Source organism: Parasediminibacterium paludis (assembly GCF_042651445.1).
Taxonomy (GTDB): domain Bacteria; phylum Bacteroidota; class Bacteroidia; order Chitinophagales; family Chitinophagaceae; genus Parasediminibacterium; species Parasediminibacterium paludis.
The window spans coordinates 479,913-504,945 of sequence record NZ_JBHSDC010000003.1; the positions used below are offsets into that span (position 1 = coordinate 479,913).

Annotated in this window: 18 protein-coding genes; 15 read left to right on the plus strand and 3 right to left on the minus strand. The window is 35.6% G+C overall.

The window, feature by feature from the left end:
• Nucleotides 1–3 precede the first annotated feature (3 nt).
• The 10 genes from kduI (at nt 4) to ACFOW1_RS05755 (ending at nt 14,488) form a co-directional block, all read left to right on the plus strand.
• Nucleotides 4–834, plus strand: coding sequence for a 5-dehydro-4-deoxy-D-glucuronate isomerase (gene kduI / locus ACFOW1_RS05710; protein WP_379012803.1), 831 nt, complete (start codon nt 4–6; stop codon nt 832–834).
• A 132-nt stretch (nt 835–966) separates the two neighbouring features.
• A complete protein-coding gene (locus ACFOW1_RS05715) occupies nt 967–2,937 on the plus strand; it encodes a glycoside hydrolase family 88 protein (protein ID WP_379012805.1) in 1,971 nt (656 codons plus the stop codon).
• Nucleotides 2,938–2,972: 35 nt separating this feature from the next.
• On the plus strand, nt 2,973–3,863 hold the full coding sequence (locus ACFOW1_RS05720; protein ID WP_379012807.1) for an alpha/beta hydrolase fold domain-containing protein: 891 nt from the start codon (nt 2,973–2,975) through the stop codon (nt 3,861–3,863).
• Nucleotides 3,863–5,254: a T9SS type A sorting domain-containing protein gene (locus ACFOW1_RS05725; RefSeq protein WP_379012808.1), complete on the plus strand. Its 1,392-nt coding sequence runs from the start codon at nt 3,863–3,865 to the stop codon at nt 5,252–5,254. Before ACFOW1_RS05720 ends, ACFOW1_RS05725 begins: the two co-directional genes overlap by 1 nt.
• A gap of 2 nt (nt 5,255–5,256) precedes the next feature.
• A complete protein-coding gene (locus ACFOW1_RS05730) occupies nt 5,257–6,231 on the plus strand; it encodes a hypothetical protein (protein ID WP_379012810.1) in 975 nt (324 codons plus the stop codon).
• A 48-nt stretch (nt 6,232–6,279) separates the two neighbouring features.
• Nucleotides 6,280–7,578, plus strand: a complete 1,299-nt coding sequence (locus ACFOW1_RS05735) for an MFS transporter (protein ID WP_379012811.1) — start codon at nt 6,280–6,282, stop codon at nt 7,576–7,578.
• 1 nt (nt 7,579) lies between these two features.
• Nucleotides 7,580–8,332 carry an SDR family NAD(P)-dependent oxidoreductase gene (locus tag ACFOW1_RS05740; RefSeq protein WP_379012813.1) on the plus strand — a complete coding sequence of 251 codons (753 nt, stop codon included), beginning with the start codon at nt 7,580–7,582 and terminating at the stop codon, nt 8,330–8,332.
• Between the two features lie 95 nt (nt 8,333–8,427).
• Entirely contained in the window at nt 8,428–9,876 is a 1,449-nt protein-coding gene (locus ACFOW1_RS05745; RefSeq protein WP_379012815.1) for a polysaccharide lyase 6 family protein, read from the plus strand.
• Nucleotides 9,877–9,917: 41 nt separating this feature from the next.
• Nucleotides 9,918–12,680, plus strand: a complete 2,763-nt coding sequence (locus ACFOW1_RS05750) for a beta strand repeat-containing protein (protein WP_379012816.1) — start codon at nt 9,918–9,920, stop codon at nt 12,678–12,680.
• A 383-nt stretch (nt 12,681–13,063) separates the two neighbouring features.
• Nucleotides 13,064–14,488: a metallophosphoesterase gene (locus ACFOW1_RS05755; protein ID WP_379012818.1), complete on the plus strand. Its 1,425-nt coding sequence runs from the start codon at nt 13,064–13,066 to the stop codon at nt 14,486–14,488.
• Nucleotides 14,489–14,642: 154 nt separating this feature from the next.
• Here ACFOW1_RS05755 and ACFOW1_RS05760 read toward each other — a convergent pair whose 3' ends face one another.
• From ACFOW1_RS05760 to ACFOW1_RS05770, 3 genes are all read right to left on the minus strand, one after another.
• Complete coding sequence (locus ACFOW1_RS05760; RefSeq protein WP_379012820.1) at nt 14,643–14,963, minus strand: hypothetical protein; 321 nt, start codon at nt 14,961–14,963, stop codon at nt 14,643–14,645.
• Nucleotides 14,964–15,133: 170 nt separating this feature from the next.
• Nucleotides 15,134–17,593 carry a TonB-dependent receptor domain-containing protein gene (locus ACFOW1_RS05765; protein ID WP_379012822.1) on the minus strand — a complete coding sequence of 820 codons (2,460 nt, stop codon included), beginning with the start codon at nt 17,591–17,593 and terminating at the stop codon, nt 15,134–15,136.
• A gap of 103 nt (nt 17,594–17,696) precedes the next feature.
• Nucleotides 17,697–18,104 carry a hypothetical protein gene (locus tag ACFOW1_RS05770; protein ID WP_379012823.1) on the minus strand — a complete coding sequence of 136 codons (408 nt, stop codon included), beginning with the start codon at nt 18,102–18,104 and terminating at the stop codon, nt 17,697–17,699.
• 683 nt (nt 18,105–18,787) lie between these two features.
• Here ACFOW1_RS05770 and ACFOW1_RS05775 point away from each other — a divergent pair.
• The 5 genes from ACFOW1_RS05775 to ACFOW1_RS05795 all read left to right on the plus strand — a co-directional run bounded on the left by ACFOW1_RS05775 (nt 18,788) and on the right by ACFOW1_RS05795 (nt 25,027).
• Nucleotides 18,788–19,957: a hypothetical protein gene (locus ACFOW1_RS05775; protein WP_379012825.1), complete on the plus strand. Its 1,170-nt coding sequence runs from the start codon at nt 18,788–18,790 to the stop codon at nt 19,955–19,957.
• A gap of 310 nt (nt 19,958–20,267) precedes the next feature.
• Nucleotides 20,268–21,650: a chloride channel protein gene (locus ACFOW1_RS05780; RefSeq protein ID WP_379012827.1), complete on the plus strand. Its 1,383-nt coding sequence runs from the start codon at nt 20,268–20,270 to the stop codon at nt 21,648–21,650.
• 194 nt (nt 21,651–21,844) lie between these two features.
• A complete protein-coding gene (locus ACFOW1_RS05785) occupies nt 21,845–22,465 on the plus strand; it encodes a TetR/AcrR family transcriptional regulator (protein ID WP_379012829.1) in 621 nt (206 codons plus the stop codon).
• A 75-nt stretch (nt 22,466–22,540) separates the two neighbouring features.
• A complete protein-coding gene (locus ACFOW1_RS05790) occupies nt 22,541–24,130 on the plus strand; it encodes an FAD-dependent monooxygenase (protein ID WP_379012830.1) in 1,590 nt (529 codons plus the stop codon).
• 243 nt (nt 24,131–24,373) lie between these two features.
• On the plus strand, nt 24,374–25,027 hold the full coding sequence (locus tag ACFOW1_RS05795) for a DUF2461 domain-containing protein (protein WP_379012832.1): 654 nt from the start codon (nt 24,374–24,376) through the stop codon (nt 25,025–25,027).
• Nucleotides 25,028–25,033 lie beyond the last annotated feature (6 nt).

Here is a 25,033-nt window from a genome sequence, read left to right on the forward strand (position 1 = left end):
TTTATGCAAGTACGATTTCAAAATAGTCCAAAAGAAACTAGCTCTATGAATACGCAGCAACTGCGTGACAATTTTTTGGTGCAAAACTTAATGCAACCTGGTAAAATTGAGTTGGTGTATTCTCATTTTGATAGGGTAATTGTTGGGGGTGTAGTACCTACTAGCGCCACTATTAATTTGCCAAATGAAGAGGAGTTAAAAGCTAATTTTTTTCTAGAAAGAAGGGAAATTGGTATTATCAATATTGGCGGTAAAGGCACTGTAACTGCTGATGGGGTTGCCTTTCCCATTGAAAAGCTTGAATGTGTGTACTTAGGTAAAGGTACTCAAGATGTCACTTTTACCAGTACCAATTCAGATGAACCTGCCATGTTTTACTTACTGTCTGTACCTGCACACCAAAGTTATCCAAACAGAAGCATGACCAAGGCCGAAGCGGCACCTGTGCACTTAGGGGATATTACCACGTCTAATAAACGTACCATTTACAAATACATTCACAACGATGGTATACAAAGCTGCCAATTGGTAATGGGTTTAACCGCTTTAGAACCAGGTAGTGTATGGAATTCTGTACCACCACACACACATACTCGTAGAATGGAAGTTTACTTCTATTTTGATGTACACCCAGACCATAGAGTCATGCATTTTATGGGCGAACCTCAAGAAACAAGACACTTGATAATGGCCACCAATGAAGCTGTGATATCTGCACCATGGAGTATGCATTTTGGTGTAGGTACTGCAAGTTATGGTTTTATATGGGCAATGGCAGGTGAAAACAAAGCATTTACAGATATGGATCCGCAGCCAATAGCAACATTGAAGTAATCATTTTACTAAAAACACTTTGGCTTGCCTATATTTCTTAAAAGGCAAATATACATAATGAAAATAAATCTTATGACAAGATGCTTGTTGTTTATGACGAGACTTAAAAAGGTAAAATGCATACTTATTTGTATGATTGTTCCTTTTTTATTATGTCAAATAACCAACGCACAAAAAAGATACCAAGAGATTTTATTTTCAAAAATCGATACTACGAGCAATATACTATATGGCTCAGCTATAAACATAAAGGGACAAAATGAAAGCTTACATCTCGATATATTTAAACCGCCTCTTGGGGATAAGGAACGCTACAGACCTTTAGTAATTTTTATACATGGTGATGATTTTGTAAGCAAAATAAAATCTACAGACTTTGGTACTTCACTATGCACTGCCTTTGCAAAAAGGGGGTATGTATCTGCAACTATTGATTATAGGTTAGGTATTGAGCTGCCAAAATGCAACAGGGCATATTTTGAAGCTATGTATCGAGCCCAACAAGATGCAAAAGCTGCTATAAGATTTTTCAAAAAAAATGCTGAGGAATTTGGTATTGATGCTACTCAAATTTATGTAGTAGGTGTTTCTTCAGGAGCTATTACGGCACTTGCTGTGGCGTATATGAATAATAAAGAAATACCTACAGAAATAGACACAAAAAAATGGGGCGATTTAGATGGAAATAGCGGTAATGCAGGTGTTTCATCAAGTGTAGAAGGTGTTATTAATTGTTGGGGGGGCTTACCAAGTAAGCATTGGATACAAAAGGGTGATGTACCACTTTTAAATATTGATGGTACAGCTAATCAAACCCTCTTAAACGATAGTGTTGTTGAAGAATATGGGTTTAAGGATGGGCCGAAAATCTTACATGAGTATTGTAAACAAATAAAGGTAAGCTCGTCACTTCAAACATTTTTAAAAGATGAACATAGGTTAAGCTACAATAATATAAGAGCAGATAGTTGTATTCAATTAATGATAGATTGGTTGTATCAACAAATGTTTACCAATAACAATAAACCACAACAAGCACTATTTAAAAACTTACATACAGTCAACATTTTTGAACCCAATATTATATTGTCTACTATGGAGAAAGTAGCCAATTGGCAAATCGGGCAATGGGATACTAAAGGCTATAAATATCCCAAATGGCATTGGGCTAATGCAGCGGGCTATACAGGGTTTACCGAATTGGCAGCAATAAGCAAAGACACATTGTATCATAGCCGATTAATGAAAATATGTAGCGATATTAATTGGAATACAGGACCCAACCGCTTTTTTGCTGATGATTATTGTATTGCGCAAACCTTTGTAAGCTTATACATGCAAAAGCATGATGAATCTATGATTGCTAAATTTCGCTTGCAAGCCGATAGCATATTAGCACAAGCTCATACCGAATCGCTTGAGTGGAAAGACAGTATCAACTATAGAGAGTGGGCTTGGTGCGATGCCTTATTTATGGGGCCTGGCTCATTGGCCTATTTAACGACAGCCACAAATGAGAAAAAATATTTGGATTTAGCAGTAAAGTTGTGGCATAAATCACATGCTTATTTGTACGATAGCTCAGAGCACTTGTACTTCAGAGATCAACGCTACTTTACACAAAAAGAAAAAAATGGGGCTAAAGTCTTTTGGTCAAGAGGTAATGGCTGGGTATTGGCTGGGCTTGTAAGGCTGTTAAACAATATGCCAAATAATAATATAGACAAAGCTGGATTTATTAAAATATATCTACAAATGGCAGCAAAAATTGCTTCCATACAACAATCTGACGGTAGCTGGCACACTTCTTTACTAGATCCAAGTAGTTATTCTAAACCTGAAATCAGTGGTACAGGATTTTACACTTATGCGCTATTATGGGGGTTAAACAAAGGTATTTTAGATAAAAAAACTTATTGGCCTGTAGTTGCTAAAAGCTGGAAAATGATGGTTAGCCACATAGGAGAGAATGGTAAAATTGGCTATATCCAGCCAATTGGTTCTTCGCCAGAAACCATAGATGAAAATAGCTCGGAAATTTATGGAATTGGTGCTTTTTTACTCGCTGGTTCTCAAATGTATACTTACATGTCTAAGAAGTGAAACATCAATATTTAACACTGAATTAAAAAATACTTATGAGAAATATCATGGCTGCGGTTGTTGCGCTTTTATTTACCGCCACTTTACTTGCACAAACTGATACAAGTACAGCAAAAAGAGTAGTGTACCCGAAAGGGTATGAAGAGAAGATAGATGCTGTATATAGCGAAATCGGCGACTGGAAAGGTAGGGAAGATATCTATTACAACCCAACATCAGCCAAGCCTACACCTATCATTTTTAATATTCATGGTGGCGGCTGGAACCACGGTGTAAAAGAAGGGCAAAGCGGTTTTGCGGCCTTTTTTAAAATGGGTTTTGCGGTAGCAAATATTGAATATCGCTTAACGGGGCAAGCCAAAGCGCCTGCCGCAATTGAAGACGTCAGAGCTGCTATTTTGTATGTTGTACAGCATGCAAAATCACTACACATTGATCCCAACAAAATAGTAGTAATGGGTGGTAGTGCTGGTGGTCACCTAGCATTAATGGCTGGCTTATTACAAAACGATACTCAATTTGATGGTGTATATAAACGAGTAAATGGTTACACAATTATTGCTATTATAGATAAGTATGGTATTACTGATGTTTGGGATTGGGCTTATGGACCAAATATTAGAAGTAAAAGCGCTACTAACTGGCTTGGCGACAAAGCAAAAGATGAGGCATTTGCTAAATCTGTATCTCCCATTTATTATGTAAAAAAAACTAGTCCACCCACCTTTATTGTGCATGGTGATGCCGATCCTACCGTGCCCTATCAACAATCTGTAGACTTAAAAAAGAAATACGATGAAGTAGGTTGTAAAAGTGAGTTTATGACGATAGCTGGCGGTAAGCATGGTGGCTTTGAAAAAGACAAGAATACTGAAATGACTAATGCTATAGTGGCTTTTATAAAAAATTTAGACGCTTTTAAATAATGAAAAAAAAATGTAAGTTATCGTTCGTAAGCATTCTGCTGACACTAATATTTGTCTGCAAGTTACAAGCACAAACAGTATTAGAAGCAGATGCATCAGGTAATGCCTATACCGTCATTAATAGTGTATTAGCGCCAGGAGGAACTGCTGTAGAAACGCCAGATCAAACAACTGGTGGCTCGGCTGCAGGCAGTCATCCAAGCTTTGGCAAGCATATCCAAATGGTTTATGATACTGAATTAGGTATATATGTTTTTCAGTTTTTGATTCATGTAAATAGTGTACTGGATAATGATGTGGCAACAGGCGATTTAGATAGGCAACGTGTAGAAATGAAAACTTATGCAGCTTCTCCCGCTAATTTAATAGGTACTATTGGCGAGAATATTACTTACAAATGGAGCTTCAGGCTACCAGTTGGTTTTCAGCCGTCTAGTAATTTTACACATATACATCAAATAAAAGCCGTTAATGGCGATGAAAGTACTCCCTTATTTACGCTTACCCCACGATACAGCACAAGTGGTAATACATTGCAATTAATTTATTCAAAAGATAGTGCGAGTAGTACTATCACCTGTAAATCTATACCACTTTCTAGTGTTTTAGGGGTTTGGGTAGAAGTAACAGAGCAGTTAACTGTTGGGGCAAACGGTACGTATTCTATTAGTATAAAACGTGTGAGTGATGCGGTTGAGTTATTAACTTATAGTAACTCAAATATTCAAACGATTAGACCAAGCAATAGCTTTATTAGACCCAAATGGGGTATTTATAGAAGCATTACAAGTGCGTCATTATTAAGAGACGATTCTTTACGTATAGCGAGTGTGTCTATCACTGAAAATCAACCACTCCCAGTAACCATCAAAAGCTTTGCGGCAAAGCCTTTTCGCACAAATAATGTTTTACTTAATTGGCAAGTAAGTAATGAAGTTAACCTTAATACATATATCGTTGAACGAAGTAATAATGGCAGTTCATTTTTAGAAATTACCTCAGTTAATGCTATCAATGTGGCAGGTTATAATTATACTGATGGTCATCCTTTACTTGGTAAAAATTATTATCGATTAAAGCTGTTAAATCAAGATGGATCGTTTAGTTATTCATCTGTAGAACTCGTTGATATTGCCAATCAATCTTCGATGCAATTATTTCCAAACCCTGCGAAAGACTTACTAGAAGTGCGGTTTACTAAACTGACTGCTGATATAGCCACTTTGCGCTTACTAAATTATACTGGTCAAGCAGTTAAAACGGTGATTGCTGGCAACGTTAACCAAGCTAATATTTCTTTATCCTTAGAAGGATTAGCTTCTGGCTTGTATTCGCTTCAATTGCTTAATAATGGACAACAAATTAGTACACAAAAAATAATGAAGCTATAACCATGATAAGCCAATTCATACTATCGTTGATGTTGTTATTTGTATCAGGCAATACTCGTAAAATAATTACGGCAATCTCTGATAATCAGTTGCAGCAGGCCTTACAGATAGCTAAACCAGATGATGAGATTGTGGTAAAAGCGGGTATTTATTTTGGTAATTTCACTATCCCTGCTACTGCAAATGGTACAGCTAGCCAACCAATTGCTTTACGTGGGGAAGGCAAAGTAGTGTTAAATGGGGGTACAATTGCAAAAGGTTATGTACTACATCTTACAGCCAATTATTGGGTAATAAAAAATATAGAACTTACTAATGGTTTAAAGGGTGTAATGTGCGATAATGCCAATTATAATCTCATAGATAGTATTTCTGTAAATAATATTGGCGAAGAAGGTATTCACTTCAGACATTTTTCTACACACAATATTTTACAAAATAGCACCACCACCAATACTGGTTTAAAAACACCCGATTATGGCGAAGGTGTGTATATCGGTACTGCCGTAAGTAATTGGCAAAAAATAACAGCGGGTAAAGAATATACAAGCGATTCTAATAAAGTCATCAATAATCATATAGGTTCGGGTATTACTGCCGAATGTATTGATATAAAAGAAGGTAGTACAGGTGGTTTTATTAGTGGTAACTATTTTAATGCAACAGGTATTACACGTGCTAATAGTGGCGATAGTTGGATAGATGTAAAAGGCAACGGTTTTGTAATAGATAATAATTATGGTTTTAAACCTGAAGGCTCCATGTTAAAGGATGGGTTTCAAGTGCATTGTGCGGTAGATGGCTGTGGTAATAACAATGTGTTTAAAAATAACCAGTGCGAAGTAAATGCTGATGGCTATGCTATCAATGTAACGTTAACAAGCAGCAAGGGTAAGGTTTCTGGTACAAAAGTATATAACAACAATACTGTAAAAGGCGCTACTAAAGGCCTTTGCAATATTGAGGTGCTTAACTAAGCGTGTAAATATTTTAAAAAATTTTTTCATTGTAATTATACTGAATCAGTGGTAAAAATTAAAGGCTTACGTTGGTGGATTATTACCTTGATTGGGCTTTCTACGGTTATTAATTATATCGATAGAAGCGCTATTAATATAATGTGGCCATACATCTATAAAGAGTTTGGTATTGCTGATATTGACAATAAAAATGCTTTGGCTTATATCACCACTTTTTTTATGATAGCCTATGCTTTGGGGCAAACCTTAACTGGCAAAATGATGGATGCAATAGGTACTCGTTTGGGTATGGCTGTGTCTATTGTTGGATGGAGTGTTTCTATTTCAATGCATGCTTTTGCAAGAGGCTTGTCGTCGTTTGGCATTTTTAGATTTTTACTAGGCTTAAGCGAAGCGGGCAACTGGCCTGGTGCTACCAAAAGCAATGCAGAATGGTTTCCTGCAAAAGAGCGTGGTATTGCTCAGGGTATTTTTGGTGCAGGGGCCTCTTTGGGTTCCGTTGTGGCAGCGCCTTTTATAGCAGGCTTGTACATCGCTTTTGGCTGGCGGGCTACTTTTGTAGGTATAGCCGCATTGGGTATTTTATGGTTAATACCTTGGTTGTTCATTAATAAAGCTACACCCGATAAACACCCATGGATAACAGAAGCTGAGCAAGTCTATATTTTGAATGATGTTACGCTTAATCCTACAACACAACAATCGCAAGCTTATACTTGGAAGCAACTATTACGCTTTAAAAATACTTGGGGAATTTTATCGTCTCGCTTTTTTATAGATCCTGTTTGGTGGTTGTTTGTAACTTGGTTACCTACATTTTTAAAAGAGCAATTTCATTTTGATATTAAGCAAGTTGGTGCTTTTGCTTGGGTACCTTATATGTTTGCAGCTATTGGTGGTTTATTAGGTGGTTATTTCGCTTCGCAAAAAATTAAGCATGGTACCGCTGCTGCTACTGCTCGTAAGCAAGCCTTCACAATTGGCTGTGTTATTATGCTTGCATCGCTTGCTACCACTGCTTTTTATCTTGAATCGCTAAAAGAACATATCAATTTAGCAATAGGTCTTATTAGCGCGACACTGTTTGGGTTTCAATTTTTAATAGGTAATGTACAAACCTTGGCATCAGATTATTTCAGCGGTAAAAATGTAGGCACTGTGTCAGGTATGGGCGGTACAGCAGCTGTTGTAGGAACTTTATTTACCACATTATCAGTACCAGTAATTACCAAAACAGGTTATGTGTCTTTTTTCATTCTAGGGAGTGTACTAGTGCCATTGGCATGGCTAAGCATCATGTTTATTACTTCAAAAAAACAAACAATCACTTTATCAAATTTATAATATGAAGCTGAATAATAAAGTAGTAATAGTTACTGGAGGCGCAAGAGATATTGGAAGAGCTGTGTCTTTAAAACTGGCAAATGAAGGCGCTAAAGTTGTTGTGAATTATTTAAGTAGTACATCGTTAGCCAATGAAACAATTGCTTTAATAAAAGCTGCTGGTGGCCAAGCAATTGCTGTAAAAGCAGATGTTACCAAAGCGACTGATGTGGCATATTTAGTAGCAGAAACACAAAAAGCTTTTGGTACAAATATTCATGTATTGGTAAATGTTACTGGTGGTCTTGTAGCAAGGAAATTATTAGCGGATATGGATGAAGACTTTTGGGATTTTGTGATGCAAGTAAATGTAAAGTCAGCTTTTTTAACTACTAAATATGTAGTGCCATACATGCCTGCTGGCGGTGCTATTGTTAACTTTTCATCGCAGGCGAGCCGCGACGGAGGGGGTTTTGGCGCTTCTGCTTATGCAACGGGTAAAGGTGCCGTGGCCACATTTACAAGAGCAATGGCGAAAGAACTCGGGCCTCAAGGTATTCGTGTGAATGCGGTTGATCCAGGTATGATTGCCACTACTTTTCACGACACTTTTACTAAGCCAGAAGTGAGAACGGCCGTGGCTAATAGCACACCATTACGTAGGCAAGGCGATGCTAAAGAAGTAGCTGACTTGGTGGCTTATTTGGTAAGCGATGACAGCAGTTTTATTACAGGTACTAATATCGATATCAATGGTGGTACCTATTTTTCTTAATGCAATATTGATGTTAAAAGCATTTGGCAAAAGCCAATATGTATAGGCGATGAACATTTGCACTGTTTCAATTTTTTCAGCAAATACAATTCAAAATGAAATATTTTATTATCCTTCTTCTATTACCAATCACAATTATTACAAAAGCTGCACAATTTACCGTTAGCAGTCCTAATGAATTAAAAAATGTACTTGTAAAAGCAGTTGCAGGTGATGTGATCATCTGGAAAAATGGTATCTATAAAGATGTGGTAGTAAGCTTTCGTACTACTCTAAATGGCACTACTAATCAACCTATTATTTTAAAGGCTGAAACGGCTGGTAAAGCAGTTTTTACGGGTAGTTCTCAATTAGTAGTCAATGGTAATTACTTGCAAGTAGAAGGCTTTTTATTTGAAGGCACTTCTACCTTAGCAAAGGGTGATGTACTAATATTTGCTACTGATGCCAATCATTGTAGGATAACTAATTGTGCGGTTATTAATTATACACCTACAGATGTAATGGTGAATAATAACTGGGTTAATTTACAAGGTACTTATAACGAACTTGACCATTGCTATTTTACAGGTAAAACCAATCAAGGGCCATACTTAGTAGTACGTTACAAAAAAGAGGTTGGCTATGTAGATGGAAGTGACAATGCACCTTCTAGTTATCATCATATTCACCACAACTATTTTGGTTACAGAACATTACCAACCGATAATGGTGGTGAGGATATGCGTATTGGCGATAGTTTTACCTCATATACACATGGTTTTAATATTATTGAATACAACTATTTTGAATACCATCGTTTAGAAGCTGAGGTAATTAGCAATAAAAGCTGGAACAATATTTATCGCTTCAACACATTTGTAAACAACGATGGCCAAATGGTTTTGCGACATGGGCAACAATGCTTTGTATACGGCAATTATTTTGACGGTAGAACAGGTAGAGGTACAAGTGGTGGTATTAGAATTATTAATGCTAATCAAACAGTCTTCAACAATTATATTACCAATGTAGAAGCTAGTAAAAAAGATGTATCCAAGTCGGGTATTGTTATTATGTGCGGATTATTAGGGTCGCCATTAAATGGTTATTACCCCGCAGATAATGCTTTGGTAGCTTATAATACCATTGTCAATGCCGCTATGCCAGCTATGAAATTAGGTTATGGCAATAAAACCAAAGGCTTACCATTGGTACCGCCTAATCATCTCACAGTTGCATCTAACGTGATAATAGATGCAACGTCAAATGGCAGAGATATAGCAGAACAGTTAGAGCCTGTTACTTATGCAGCTTGCAGCGAAAATGCTTACACCAATGGTGCTACAATTTTAAAAGGATTTGAATCTATTAAACGTAAATCAATTAAGGAAACTTCTGGCTTTTTGTACTTGGTACAAATACCCAATACGGCTATCATTGATAGTATAAACAAACGATTAGCTATACATAATATTCAATTATCTGCAGAAGATATCATGCATTTTAATCCCACATGGAAACTTACCAAAAATGATGTTGGCGTTACATGGATGCATCAATAAAACACAGCACATTGCTTTTTAAAATAAAAAAACAGACCATTATGAAAAAGTTCATTTTTACATGTCTTCTTTTAGGATTCATCCACTTGGGTTACTCACAGGGTACCTATTATTGGGTTGGCGGCGCTACTGGTACATCTAGTTTTAGCTTTGCAAGTAATTGGAATACAGCGCTAGATGGTAGTGGTACGCAGCGGGTTACAGCCAATAATGCCGACGTACTAATATTTGATGGTACTAACATTGGGGGTAGTACGCCTACTGCAGGTACGGTAACACCAATAGGTATTGCAACGCATACCATTTCACAATTAATTTTGCAAAATGGCGCCAACGTTGTGATTCAAAGGGGAACTTCAAGTGGTACAGGTACTATTACCATTACAGGAGACGGTGGTCCTTCTGATGATTTGCAAATTGATGCAACAAGCTCTTTAAAAATTACTTCTATTGCAGCTGCGTATAATGAATATATTAAATTGTCTAAAACTCAGCAAGCAACTGGTACAATTTACGGTACTGTTACTATTACTGATGCTGGGTTAGGTGCTGCAAAATTAATAGACAGCTCCGCTGTTGGTTCTTTAGTGTTTGCAGCTGGTTCCAAATGTTTTATCAACAATACTACTACCGCTGGTTATCCTTTTGGAAATAGCGCCACTACTGTTAGTACCTCTAGCTATTTGGCAAGTGGTATTTTATTTAAGGCTGGTTCAACTTTATTTTATAATGGAGGTTTTTCACCATTTACACAAACAACCACAACAGCACCTGCAATGACGTTCGAAGCTGGTAGTAATTTTGTTATTAATGCACCATTAGGTACATACACTAATATTTTTAATAAGCATTATTTTTCAAATGTTGCTATTGCTTCTGGAATAACTGCTAATGCAGATGCTGCTTGGTATAATGTAGATACACTTACTGTAAATACTGGCACAACATTTAATTTAAGTGCAACAGGTGGCTATCCAATTTCGGGTAATATTGTCAATAATGGCACTATTGGGTGTGCCTCCAATTATAAAAGCGCACAATTTGTAATGATCAGTAATACAGTACCGCAATCTGTAGGTGGTACAGGTACATTTAATGGTATGTCTGGCTTTAGTGTTGGTACTGATGCTAATGTAACATTGAACGCGGATTTGAAAATAGGATCAGACACTATTATTTATCCAACATCTTATATTTCTGGAAAATTAAATTTACAAGGTAAAACATTGAATAGTACAGGGCTTTTATCTGCAGGTAATATTGCCGTAAAAGCTGCTGCTACGGTAACTACAAGTGGTACTCTTTCTGGTAACGTAGTAACCTTAGATGTCACCAAGTATTCTAAAACAGTAAATACTGCAAATGTAGCACTTGGAAGTTTGGTAACTGGTACCAATATACTTCCAAATACCTATATTATATCTCTGCTTAGTGACTCATCGTTTATAACTTTATCAAAGTTGCCAAGTGGGGCTTGTACGTCATTCACTATTAGTAATGGTACTGCCGTAATCACAACCTCAAATACAAACGGTATCGATGGTTCTTTTGCTACAAGCGGAACTAAATCGTTTGATGCTGGTGTAAACTATGTGTTTAATGCAGCAACAACATCACCATTTGCTGCGAGCAATAATAATGCACTTGGTAATGTTACATTTAATGCTGCTATCACGACCAATAAATCGCAAAATATTGGTGGTATTTTAACACTGGTAAATGGTAACCTGACTATTAACAATACCGATACACTTAGACTGCTAAGTACAGCAAGTATCAGTGGCGCAAGTCAGAGCCAATATATTGTTACTAAAGTAAGTGGTGCAACCGTTGGTACTTTACAAACAGATGGTTTTTCTGCATCAAAAATTTTCCCTGTAGGCTCTCCAAATAATTATTTGCCCGTAACAATAACCCCTTCTGCTACCGATACGTTTAATGTGAGTGTGTTTGAAGGGCTTACTAGCAATGGTTTGCCAAATGGTATTGCACTTAATGCGTCTCAAAAAGCAAGTGCTATTGATGCCGTGTGGGTTATTAATCCAAAAACGAATATTGGTCAAACTGCTGCTATTAATCTAAGCTGGACAAATGCTTTAACTGGCTCACGATTTTTCACTTTTACAAATGCACAAATTGGTGTGGGTAGAAACGACGGTACCAATTGGCTTTCGAATATTGCTGCAACAGCCAACAATATTCAACGAAACGTAACAGCTTCTTATACTGCTTATGGTAGCTTTGGTATAGGTGAAGCCAATAACTTGTTACCTGTGCAATTAATTAGTTTTACAGCCACGGCTATCAATAGTGGTGCAAAATTATCATGGTCGGCTGCCAATGAAATTGCTATCGCCAATTATGTTGTAGAGAAAAGTGTTAATGGTACCTCTTTTGAAACGATAGGTTCTGTTAATGCATTAAACAACGCAAGTACCACCATGCAATATAGTTTTTTTGATGATAAATATGCCGCTGCTACAAGTTATTATAGACTTAAAATAGTAAGTGCAAATGGCTCAATTAGTTATTCTAACACCATTATACTTAAAAGTACGATTGATATAAAATTGGCTGCTTATCCTAATCCATTCGTAAACGCATTAACTGTAACTGGATTAAAAGGTGGCGAAACCATAGACGTATATGATAATGCTGGTAAACTTATCTTAACAAAAGTGGTTGCCCTATCAGTAAATGCAGCAAGTATTAATACTGCATCACTAAACAGTGGTTTTTATACAGTTAAAATAGTCAATCAAAATATGATGACTACTGCACTTCAAGTATTTAAAAATAAGTAGTTAGTAAGTATTTTTTTAATATACCCCTACTGTTCCCAGCAACCCTGCTGGGAACTTTTTTATTACCTAAAGCCATGTTTATAATTACATAACACATTTTTCGACGGGCCGGCTATTTATAAATAATATTTGATGGTTGATTGATACCAGCGCTATCATTATGAATTGTGTAATGCTGTTTAAAAACTGAAGTTTTTGTTACAGAATTATTATTTGATAGCTACCAAATTGTCATCTAATTCTTACCATTTTGTTAATGGTAGTTTCTTCTGATTACTAAGAACATATTTGCTCCTTGATTCAATTGTGTATTGATAGCTGCTTTGTGTGGTGTTTATGCTTGCGAACGCCACTTTTTAAATTTATTCAAAAAAATGAACAGTATGAACAATAAAACAGTCGCTTTATTACTGCTACTAATCTGTAGCCGTGTAATAGGACAAACGAGTAATGATGCCTTCGTGGTAACCCCTTATTTGCAAATAGGTACCAATCCTACAGCTCAAAGCCTAGTTTTACTTTGGCAGGCAAACAATGCTACTGCTAATTGGTCGGTAGAACTTCAAACTAATGGCCAATGGGTAACCACGGCAGCGCCAACGGCTACATCCATTGCTGTAGCCAATGCGCCAGCGCATGTCGTTTACAGAGCGGCGTTAACAGGTTTAGTAAGTGGTAGCACATTTAAGTATCGGGTATTAAAAAATGGTAAGGAAGTATTTATTTCTCAGGCGCAAGCGCCTAAAGCTCCAAATCAAGCCCAGCGTTTTGTTGTATTTGGCGACATTGGTGCAGGTACAAAAGCAGCAAAAGAAATAGCCAATGGTGTGTACAACGCCAAAGCAGATATTATTTTAGTACCAGGCGATATTGTTTATGATAATGGTACCATTGCAGATTATAAAACTAAGTTTTGGCCAATATATAATGCCATCAACAGAGATTCTGTTGGTGTGCCATTAATGCGTTCTATTCCATTTGTAGGGGCGGTTGGCAATCATGACGCAGATAGCCGCGATTTGGATAAACAGCCTGATGCTTTAGCATATTATCACTATTGGGATCAACCTTTAAATGGGCCAATCAGTAAAGAGGGTAGTGCTATCACACCTTTGTTGAAAGGTAGCGATGCTAATAAAAAAGCCTTTTATGAAGGTGCGAGTAATAGATACCCCACAATGGCTAATTTCTCTTTTAATTATGGTAATGCTCACTGGACTGTATTAGATGCCGATACCTATGTAGATTGGACAGATACTGTATTAGTAAATTGGGTAAAACAAGATTTAGCTAATTCAAAAGAGATGCCTTGGCATTTTGTACTATATCACCATCCGGGTTTTAATTCTTCGTTAGAGCATTTTGAACAACAGCAAATGCGTTTGCTAGCTCCTGTTTTTGAACAAGGTAAAGTAGATGTGGTGTTTAATGGTCATGTACATAATTACCAACGCAGTTACCCAATGTTTTTTAAACCTATGAGAAATGGGGTGTTAATAGTAGGTGGTAAAGATAATAAAACGGTGCGCGGAAGAGTCGTAGTGGGTAAATGGACGCTGGATAAAACCTTTGATGGTAAAACCAATACACATCCAAAAGGTGTGATTTATATTGTTACAGGTGCAGGTGGGCAAGATTTGTACGACCCAGAACAAGAAAATGATAGTGATAGCTGGCAGAAATTTACCAATAAATTTATATCCACTAGACACACGTTTACTGTTGCAGATTTAAAAGGCAATACACTTACCATTCAGCAATTAGATGCCAACGGAAAGCCTGTAGACAGCTTTGTAATTACGAAATAGTTTTCTCCCCTAAACCTAACTAAATGCTAAAAAAGCTACACATCATTGTGTGGCTTTTTTGTTTGTTTATTAGGATTAATCGGGGGAATAAAAATGCTTTACAAGCTGTATAAAGTGCAAAGTATGTTGTACAAATTGCTGTAAAATGGTCTCGTTATTTGCCAAATAATTGCGACTTTTCAAAGGCTGCTGATTTTTTTTCGAAAGGAATGGTTGAGATGAGTACTTCATTGTGGTGCAAACTAAATTGGTACTTGCCTTCGGGTATATGGCTTAGGCGCAATTGTACCATTTGGCCTCTAAAATTGCCTTTACGAATAGCTTGTTGATGGTGGTCGACAATAGCATAACTAAATGTGCTCAATATATCTGCATGATTCACTTCAATCATCATAAAATCAAACACCTGTTGGGTGATAGTAACAGTAGGGCTTTTAGGCAACATGGCAATATTGGTTTTGGGGGTATTCGCCATGAGAATACTCAATTATTTTGAACTAATTGTTAATTTTTCGGTGAAAGCTATATTTAATGCCTTTTTTAGTTAAAAATAATATTGAGGTAACCCGCGAGGCTAGCATATAGCAAACACAGTAGTTTCAGCTATTATTTGATACTTGTCATTTGTACACTAACGACGCTTTTTTAGTTTTCAGAAGGTGGTGCATAGTTGAAGTTTTCAGGCTCTTTTACTTTACTAATTTTTACCTTGCCAAACTTATACGTAAACGTTATGCCGAAAGAACGGTAAGGTACATTTCTATAAATATTGGATGTAAAATCTTGTGTTAACTGCTGGCTTTTTTGATAGATATAATGGTTGAATGGATTTACTGCAATAAAACCAAAGCTAGCTTTGTTGTTGTTAAATTGTTTGCGAAACGCGAAGGTATAGGCATATACATCTGCCTGTTTACCTTGCCATTTCATGCCTAAATTATAATTACCAAATACTTCGGCTACTAAGGTTTTTGAATATTGATAACTTAAGTTAAGATTGACTCTAAATCCAAAAGCATCGGTAATATTAGGAACCGCATAAGGGTTATTTAAGTGCCTGTTAAACAACTGTATATTAGGACGTATAGTGGCTTTAGAACTGATAGGTAAGGAACCTGAAATATTAACCCCAGCTCGAACCTCTGCACTAATAGTAGTACGAGTAGTAAGCGTAACATCGTTGTAGGTAGAATCTCCCACTTTATAGGTGGCATAATAGGTGGTAAAAGGTTTAATATCTGGGCTATTACGTTGGTAGTAAGCCACCATATTGAGGTTGCCACCGTTTTCATAATTTTTATTGTAAGAGAGTTGTACTTGATTGCCTACTTCTGGCTGTAAATTAGGATTGCCAGTAGTGATGTTGTGTGGGTCTGCTAAATTAATAAATGGATTTAAATCTCTAAAATCAGGTCGCTCGATTCTGTATGAATAAGCAAGTTTAATACTTTGTTGATTCGGTAATTTATAACCAATCATTAAGGAAGGTGCAAGATTGGCATAATTGGGGATAGCAACATTATGGGCAGTTGAATAATCTGCTTTACTAATCGTGTATTCATATCTAGCGCCTGCTTTTACTTCTATATTATCCGACAGTGAAAAATTTGCTGAAGCATAGCCAGCGTAAATGGTACGTCGATAATTAGACGCATACGACTGCAAATTATCTTTAGAAAAAGTGCCAGTATTCGCATTTAATGTAAACACATCTGCATTGCTAATTATGGATTGAAAAGTTGTTCTAAAACCTGTTTCTAAAACCGTGCTTTTAGTAATCGGATGCGTATAATTCAGTTCAAGGTTAACCTCATTTTCTTTACCAGGATTGGTACTGTAAGCACCAGCAAATGCGCTACTAATACCAGTGTAAAATTGTTGTTGGTTATAGGCAGTGGTGTTTTTTCCAAAAGTGCCGTCGTAAGCAATTTCTAGTTCCTGCCCTTCTTTTTTAAATTGTTTTCTAAAAGCCATACTGTTTTCAAAGTCCGTAACACTTAAGCTATTGTCTGCGTTTCTATTACTTGCTGTATTAGACAATTCATTGCCGTTAGCATCGTATACAATACTATGCTGATTGGTAGTACCATGGTTCTTAAATCCAAAATGATTAAAACCCATCGCTGCAGTCATGCTTGTGGTTTTGTTGAAAGCCCAATCTATGCTTAAACCTGTTTTATACCCATTACGGTTTACATCGGTTGTACTTTCTTGCAATAAGCGTTGGGTATTGGTGCTTGTTAGTCTATCTAAACCGTTGGGCGAGCTAGCGGTAAGTTGCGCATTGCCACTGAAATAGGCATTGATACCAAAATTGCCTTTTTTATAACTTGTATTAAGACTAGCATTTTCTAATCTAGTGCCTGCCGCCATACTAAGATTACCATTAAAGCCTTCAATTTTACTTTTCTTAAGGATAATATTAATAATGCCGCCCGTACCTGAAGCGTCGTATTTGGCCGAAGGGCTTGTAATCACTTCAATACTTTGTATTTGACTATTGGGTATGCTTTGTAGCGCATCGGCTACACTATTACCAAAAATAGCTGAGGGCTTACCGTCAATTAAAAACTTCACACTCGGGTTGCCTAATAGTTCTACATTACCATCTATGTCTACAGTTACGCCAGGTATTTTCTTCAACGCGTCGGTAGCCACTCCACCTTGCGAGCTAATATCTTTTTCTACGTTGAAAACGGTTTTGTCGAGTTTGTTTTCAATCGCGAGTCGTTTTGATGTCACTGTTACCGCATTTAAGTCGGTTGATTTGCTGCGCAATTCAATAATAGCCAAGTTGAGTGCATTATTTTGTATAACTACTTGTTGAGTAGCATCTACATAGCCTAGAGATTGTATTAATAGGGTATAAGTGCCATTGGATATTTTTGCTAATACAAATTCCCCTTTTTTATTGGTAATAGTACCGTTTATTACTTTTTTATTGCTGTTTAAAAGTGATATGGTAACATATTCCAATGCCTGTTTTGTGGCGGCGTCAAGTATTTTACTTGAAAGTTGGTACGTAGTGGTATTTGCAGGCTGTTGCTGGCAAAAAGAGGTAGTAATAATTGATAATAATAGGATTGGTAATAGCAATAATCTCACTGTAAAATCGGGGTGTTTATAAATTAAAATTGTAAAATAACCAATTAATTCTGCTTGCTTTTTGAAGTTTGCTTATTGTAAGGCTTTTTTAGAAAGACAAGATTTACATTGGTATCCAAATAATGGTACCCGCGTTGAGTACATAATCGTCGTGGTTGTCTTTTATGGTGAGCTTGTTTTTTTTAGCAATTAGGTCTATCCATTGTGGCACTTCCTTTATCGCTATTTTCTTTTTATCTGCTACTTGCCATAAGCCTTCGCCTTCTAACATGACATATTTTTTGTACTTAATTTTAACAGGTTTCTTTTTAACTTGGCGCGGGTTTACAGCGGTGGTTTTGGGTGGCTTGGGCTTAATGATTTTCCCAAAAATTGACTCAAAAAATGAAGGTTTTTTAGGCGGCTGCGGCTGATAAATAGTTATTTTTTCTGATGGTTTTGCCAATACAATATTGGTGTCACTTTGCGTAAAATGACTATAACAAACAAATATTAACACATAATTTCGCATCGTTAGTAGTAGTTACTGCATCATATACCTAAAAACTTTAGTACTATTATAATCGTTTTTTCTAGCATATTATTGTGTAAACTTTTTATTTCTTACAACTAAATTAGAAAATCCTACCTGTGTCTTTTTGTGAAAAATTGCCAATATTTAGAAAGATGTGGGACTTTAACATACCATTTATGAAGCAATATTCAGAATCAAAATATAAGCTTTAAAAATACTAATACCAATTATTTTTAAAGCATGGATTAAGTTGTATTGGTTTATTTTGTGCCGCTTAAGAAGCCGTTGGTCATATATTTTAGTAATAAACGTGCAAATATTATTTTGTTTGTACTAATATTCCTAAGACAGAAGGTCCATCTACTAATGACGTTAATATAACTTCAATAGCAAAATAATTGTGTGAACCATTGATAGAACAAGAAATTCAAAAGACCATAAGTAAACTAAACCTACCAATGGCTAGTCTTGAATAAGGTTACTGTAAATTAATCTAATATACACCTGCAAGCGTAGTGGATGTCTAAGGATTCAACCCAACGCAGGGGTTTTCAACCGCTAACCAAATATTAGGGTATGAATAGAACCATTATTCATACGTGAGCAAGTATACTCAATAGTATTTTGACTCAATATTTGTGTAAAATGTTGTTCATTTTTTAATATCTAAATTTAGTTAAATGAAAAAATTTATCGTCTTACTTTTATTATTACCTTCTCTTAGCTACGCAAAATGCCTTCCAGATACAAATATTGTAAACAATAATGATTCATTATTAAAGGCTTTTCAACGAAAACTAGATAGTCTACAAGACGTAGTAAAATCTATTTCTAATGTAGCAACTCAGAATACAAGTGCCAGTTATGAAAAAAGTTACAAAAATTCTCAAATCGCAATTGAACTATTAGATATACTAGACAATACCGTTTATTCCATATTAGCGGATAGAAATGATGCTTTAAAATATACCATCATCAACCAGATTAATAATCCCACAAGTAACCAATTGGGGTTTACTTTTTCTGAGAGAATTACGGCATTTTCAGAGCAAGTAATTAACGCAACGAACATCAAGGAGGTACAAAAAAGCAGACTAAAAAGCACAATTGGAAATATTATAGAAGGCCTAAAAGGCTCTTTTCCGCCTCTAAATATTGTCACCTCGGTTATTTCTACGTTTGCATCTTTTAATAGTCCATATATTGACAAAATATCTTCTACACTGCGAAGAGGGGACAGTTTGACTGTTAAAGTTCAAACCCCTGTATCGCAAAGAATGTTAAAGCAATTTTCGGACTCAATCATGCCTTTTTTAGATTTTTATCAGAATTTAAATAATATCTCATTACAATTTTCAAACGACTTAAAAAACCACAAGGTTTCATATATCGACTACTATCCTTCCATCCAAAGTTTAAAAAACAGATATTATACAGAACTACAAATTGATATATCGGGAAATACTTCTAGTTATAGAGTCGTTTTGGATAATTTATTTGAGCAAGCCACCCAAAATCGTAATGCACAATTTTACACACGTATTAACACCAAATCGGATGTCCAGAAATTAAACGATTTTTCATTACAGGTGCTTTCCTTATCAAAAGAATTTAAGCAGTTTTACAATGAATATTATAAAATACTCATTAAAAATTTCGATGATAATTTGCTGATGTTAAACGATGCGAAAAAGCTGAGTGGTAGTGACACTGTTCAAATTGACAAAGTCATTGAACAATTGAAAGTGCTTAGAACAGGAACAGATGAAAATCAACCAGGGTTTGAACTGAAATTCAAAAAAAATCTAGAAAAGATTGTTTCAAGAATTATTCAAATATTTCCATCTTAATTCCAATTTGATAAAACACACTGTCGACAATATTTGGTATTATTGAAGACATTTATTTCTTAATAGTTGATTTTATTTGAAGTTCGGTATGCTTCGCTTACATCTTGCTGTTTGAGCTATTTGTTTATTCCATCACTATAAATGGCAGGATGATAGTTATGTATTGGATAAATTGAATATAATTTAGTCCCTAACGCATCGCTCTTTTTGTTACGATATCTGCATTTTGGGTATATCAGAAAAGCAATGGTATTTTTTAATTAAACGCATGTAGACCAGAAAACTTGCGAAAAAGCCCCAACATTTTACGATGACTATATTGAAAAAGATTAGACAAGCATTAAAATTAAAATTTGACTTAATTGATAACGAAAAATTAAAAATAAATCTTCTAAATGCACTGCCCTTTTGGATAGGCGCTTTTATTTCGGGTACCGTCGCGGTTTTGTATGCTAAACTCTTTGCTTTGGCGGAGACGGGCACGCATCTCATTTACGAAAAAACAAGTTGGGCGTTTTTCATCATTACCCCAATTAGCTTTGTTGCAGCTTGGTGGCTTGTGTCTAAATATGCACCATATGCAAAAGGTAGTGGTATTCCACAGGTCAGTGCCGCTATTGAATTGTCTAACCCAAAGCATAATTATAAAGTAAATGCATTACTTAGCTTAAGAATAATATTCATAAAAATATTATCTAGCTTAATAATGGTTTTTGGAGGCGGTGTAATTGGTAGAGAAGGGCCAACCATTCAAATTTCAGCTTCTATTTTCAAAAAAATAAACGACCTCTTGCCAGCTTGGTATCCTAAAATATCTAAGCGAAATATGATTGTTACGGGTGCCGCAGCAGGCCTTGCAGCCGCATTCAATACACCATTGGGCGGAATTGTGTTTGCTATAGAGGAACTAACGAAAACACATTTTAGTTTTTTCAAATCCGCCTTGTTAACTGGCGTTATTATTGCTGGTTTAACTGCATTAAATTTTTTAGGGCCTTATTTGTATTTGGGCTACCCACAATTAGACGGTATTACTGCTTGGGTAATCATTATCATTATTCCCTTGGCAATTATAACAGGAGTTGCAGGTAGCGGAATGGGGCAGGTAATTTTATATGTTTTGCGTAAAAAAAGTGTGTTAAAAAAGGATTATCAAACAATAATTTTTGTAGCATTTTGTGGACTTATCGTGGCTACGCTAGCCGTTGTAATTGACGGTAAAACATTAGGTTCGGGAAAAGAAATTATGGTGTCTACTTTATTTACCAATCAAAAGCATTTGGATTGGTATGTACCTATTTTGCGTGTTGTTGGTCCAATAGTGTCATTTTCAACTGGATCATCTGGTGGAATTTTTGCACCCTCTTTAAGTGCTGGCGCTAGTATTGGGGCTGTTTTTGCAGGTTGGTTCCATTTGTCAAGCGCTGAAACTAATCTTATCATTTTGTGTGGTATGACAGGTTTTTTGACAAGTATCACAAGAAGTCCTTTCACTTCATCAATTTTAGTTTCAGAAATGACCAATAGTCACAATGTAATTTTTTATATTATGTTGACTGCATTGTTTGCTAATTTAGTTGCAACATTGATTGGTCGACATTCATTTTACGATCATTTGAAAGACCAATATATTAACGACATTCATAAAACTGAAATTCAACAAACTGATTCAGAAATGCTAAATACAGAATAGAAGTTACTATTAATGTGAAATTATGTCACAAAATACTAGCTACCATAGCAACTGGGATATCTTAAAATTTGTGAAACTATTCTTAAACAAATCTATCTAGTTACAAGACATTTTAGGGTATAACCCTTACTTATTGACCACCACATATTTTATCTTTACAGTTTGAATAAATCTAATTTTATCCAAAATCTAACATGGAAATTAAAGGTCGAAAACTGAAAGAAAAACAAGAGCGCTACAATGCCATATTAGAAGCATCTGAAAAAATTATGCAAGCAGACGGTTTGTATGGTTTAAATATGGACTTGGTAGCAAAAGAAACACAACTAGCCAAAGGCACTTTATATCTATATTTTAAAAATAAAGAGGAAATTTTAGCGGCATTAAGTCTAAAATCTCGAAACCTTTTATTTGAAGCATTTGCAAAGTCAATAAAAAAAAGTAAAACACCAATCGAACAATTAAAAGCAATTATCCTTGCCAACTATCAATTTTTTAAAAAATATCCACTCTATTTTGAGTTGGTTTCTCTCTACGAAATCAATAATAAACTCACCGAAACAGAAGAGCTACAGCAATCAAGTTATAAAATATCCCAAATGGTTGTAGAAATTGCGCAAAAAGCAAAAGACAATAAAACACTAAACCCCAATATAGATCCTGTAAATTTTTCTATTTGCTTGTGGGGGATGACGGTTGGCATGATACAACTTATAAAAGTTAGAGGGGCTATCATAAAACAATATCAGGGAATTTCTGAAAAGGAAATACTATCCAGTTTTGTAGCTATCGTAGAAAATGGTATACGAGATTAAATTAAAAACAACAAAATGACTGTTAGTCATAAAATGACTAGCCGTTTATTATATTTGCCACCTAAACTATTTTAAATGGCAAATGAAATGTACAATACAGATGTTCTAATTGTTGGCGCAGGACCAACTGGCTTAATCCTAGCAGCAGCTTTGCAAAGTTTAGGCGTAAGCATAAAAATCATCGAACTAAAGCCAAAACTTTCAGATACTACAAAAGCAACCAATTTAATGCAGGGTACACAAGAGCAGCTTGCAATCTATAATCTTATCCAGCCAATGTTTGATATAAGTGGCAAAATGAGCCGCATGGTTATGGAAGGTTATGGAACTAATTTGGGTGCAAGAACGATGCACTTAACCGAAAGCCCTTTTAACGATGTGCTTTTATTAGGGCAAGACAATATCGAAAAATCATTAGCAAATTCATTAAGCAATCTAGGTGTCCAAATTCATTTTGATACAAAATTGACAAGCCTAATACAAAATGAAAATGGCGTTGTGACTACTTTACAAAGCGTCACTAATATTACTACCGAAAACTATAAGTATGTCATTGGCTGCGACGGCCCTTGGGGTATAACCAGAACGTTTACAAAATGTGATTTTAAACCTGTAAAAACAGACAGAACAATAAGACAAGTAGATGCAAAATTGAAATGGAAACGTCTTAATTCAATGAAACAAATGTGGCTGTTTTATTTTGCCGATGGCTTTGCAGTTGTAGTGCCATTGCTTGATGGTTATTACAGAATTCTAACTATTGAACCATCTGAAAACATACCCAACAGAAACCCAACTCTAGAAGAAATGAAAAGTAAACTCATTGAGGTTACTAAAGACAATTCAATAGAAATGTTAGAGCCAAAATGGTTTAGCTATGCCAATTTGACGATGGGAATTGCACCACAAATTATTGACAACAAAGTTATTCTAGCAGGAGATGCAGGGAATCCAATATTGCCAAATGGCGGACAAGGCTTAAATACAGGTATACAAGATAGTCTTAACCTAGCTTGGAAATTGGCCGATGTGATTAAAAACAATGCAAAAACCGAACTCTTAACCACTTATCAAACTGAAAGATTAGCCTTGCGCATCGCATTGGAAAAAATACAATTCAACTCGTTAAAATATACCACCAAAGCACCCAAGTTTATGCAGTGGGTTGTTGGCAAATTAGGGAATTGGATGTTAGATAAAGGTGGCGAAAAAGGGATGGCAAAAACATTTAGCCAGTTAAACATAAATTACAAAAAAAGCCCTTTGACAGTTGATAAAATCAAGAAAGGATCTGTAAAAGCCGGTAACAGAATCTTAGACGGGGATATCATTCAGGCATCAACTTTACAAGAAGTTTCATTGTTCCAGCAACTTTCGAAACCAGTATGGAAACTGTTAGTTTTTGACAACAAAAAACAGTTGAACCACTTGCAACAAATTGACAAAATCAAAGGCGGACTTTTACCTTTAATAATCACTGCTTCTACTATTACCACCTATGAAACAGCCTATCTTTATTACGATATTGACGAGTTAGTACACAAAATTTATGGCATTCATCAGCCCACAATTTTGTTAGTTAGACCAGACAATTATGTTGCATTAAGCGCTAAGGCCGATAATTTAAAAGCAGTAGAAAACTATTTCGCAAATTGGTATAACTAATTTGTATGGTTTATGTTTTTAGAGCTTCAGTTAAATGACAATATCAAGATAGAAGAATTAATACAGAATGCGCTAAAAAAGCGATTGGTAAATAGAACTTTAACCTAACAGATGGTGTTACTATGCAGCGAGTTGGGTGTGGAGAACTTGAAACTGAAATGACTTGTCTGCTACTTTATTTAATTGATTTTTTCTGTTCCAAACTATGATAATTTGGTAGAACTGATATAAAAATTAATAATCATGATACAAAAAGAGACACTTAATTTCTTCAAAGACTTAGAGCAGAATAATAATAAACCCTGGTTTGAAGCAAACAAATCAAGATACGAGGCAGCTAAAGAAAACTATTTACAGTTCATAGAAGCGTTATTACCCCACATTAGAAAAATAGAATCCATCTTTGAAAAGGATTTAAAAAAGTATGCAAGCCGAGTTTACAGAGATATTCGTTTTAGTAAAGATAAAAGCCCATACAAAAATAATATTAGTGGTTTGATTGAACGCGCACCTGATAATAAGAAATGCCCATTCTACATAAATGTACAATTGGGCGAAACCTTTATTGGCGGTGGTGTATGGCAGCCAGATGCTGAATTGTTAAATAAAGTGCGGCAAGAAATTGATTATAATGGTTCAGAATTCAACAATATAATCAATAAAAAATCCTTCATTGATACTTTTGGTAAACTATCAGGCGAGGCATTGGTTCGGCCGCCAAAAGGCTATGATGCAGATAATCCAAATATTGAATTATTGAAACTAAAACAGTACATTATCCACAAAAAATTTGAAGATGATGTAGTATGCTCAAACGATTTTATCAAAGAAATCGTTATATGTTATAAAGAAGCCTTGCCATTTTTCCATTTTTTTGATGCCGTCAAAGCCGATTAAATCAGT

What these genes read in the sequence shown, in the direction of transcription:
- kduI (WP_379012803.1), top strand. Translation starts at nt 4, where the DNA reads ATGCAAGTACGATTTCAAAATAGTCCAAAAGAAACTAGCTCTATGAAT.
- ACFOW1_RS05715 (WP_379012805.1), top strand. Translation starts at nt 967, where the DNA reads ATGATTGTTCCTTTTTTATTATGTCAAATAACCAACGCACAAAAAAGA.
- ACFOW1_RS05720 (WP_379012807.1), top strand. Translation starts at nt 2,973, where the DNA reads ATGAGAAATATCATGGCTGCGGTTGTTGCGCTTTTATTTACCGCCACT.
- ACFOW1_RS05725 (WP_379012808.1), top strand. Translation starts at nt 3,863, where the DNA reads ATGAAAAAAAAATGTAAGTTATCGTTCGTAAGCATTCTGCTGACACTA.
- ACFOW1_RS05730 (WP_379012810.1), top strand. Translation starts at nt 5,257, where the DNA reads ATGATAAGCCAATTCATACTATCGTTGATGTTGTTATTTGTATCAGGC.
- ACFOW1_RS05740 (WP_379012813.1), top strand. Translation starts at nt 7,580, where the DNA reads ATGAAGCTGAATAATAAAGTAGTAATAGTTACTGGAGGCGCAAGAGAT.
- ACFOW1_RS05745 (WP_379012815.1), top strand. Translation starts at nt 8,428, where the DNA reads ATGAAATATTTTATTATCCTTCTTCTATTACCAATCACAATTATTACA.
- ACFOW1_RS05750 (WP_379012816.1), top strand. Translation starts at nt 9,918, where the DNA reads ATGAAAAAGTTCATTTTTACATGTCTTCTTTTAGGATTCATCCACTTG.
- ACFOW1_RS05755 (WP_379012818.1), top strand. Translation starts at nt 13,064, where the DNA reads ATGAACAATAAAACAGTCGCTTTATTACTGCTACTAATCTGTAGCCGT.
- ACFOW1_RS05760 (WP_379012820.1), bottom strand. Translation starts at nt 14,963, where the DNA reads ATGGCGAATACCCCCAAAACCAATATTGCCATGTTGCCTAAAAGCCCT.
- ACFOW1_RS05770 (WP_379012823.1), bottom strand. Translation starts at nt 18,104, where the DNA reads ATGCGAAATTATGTGTTAATATTTGTTTGTTATAGTCATTTTACGCAA.
- ACFOW1_RS05775 (WP_379012825.1), top strand. Translation starts at nt 18,788, where the DNA reads ATGAAAAAATTTATCGTCTTACTTTTATTATTACCTTCTCTTAGCTAC.
- ACFOW1_RS05780 (WP_379012827.1), top strand. Translation starts at nt 20,268, where the DNA reads ATGACTATATTGAAAAAGATTAGACAAGCATTAAAATTAAAATTTGAC.
- ACFOW1_RS05785 (WP_379012829.1), top strand. Translation starts at nt 21,845, where the DNA reads ATGGAAATTAAAGGTCGAAAACTGAAAGAAAAACAAGAGCGCTACAAT.
- ACFOW1_RS05790 (WP_379012830.1), top strand. Translation starts at nt 22,541, where the DNA reads ATGGCAAATGAAATGTACAATACAGATGTTCTAATTGTTGGCGCAGGA.
- ACFOW1_RS05795 (WP_379012832.1), top strand. Translation starts at nt 24,374, where the DNA reads ATGATACAAAAAGAGACACTTAATTTCTTCAAAGACTTAGAGCAGAAT.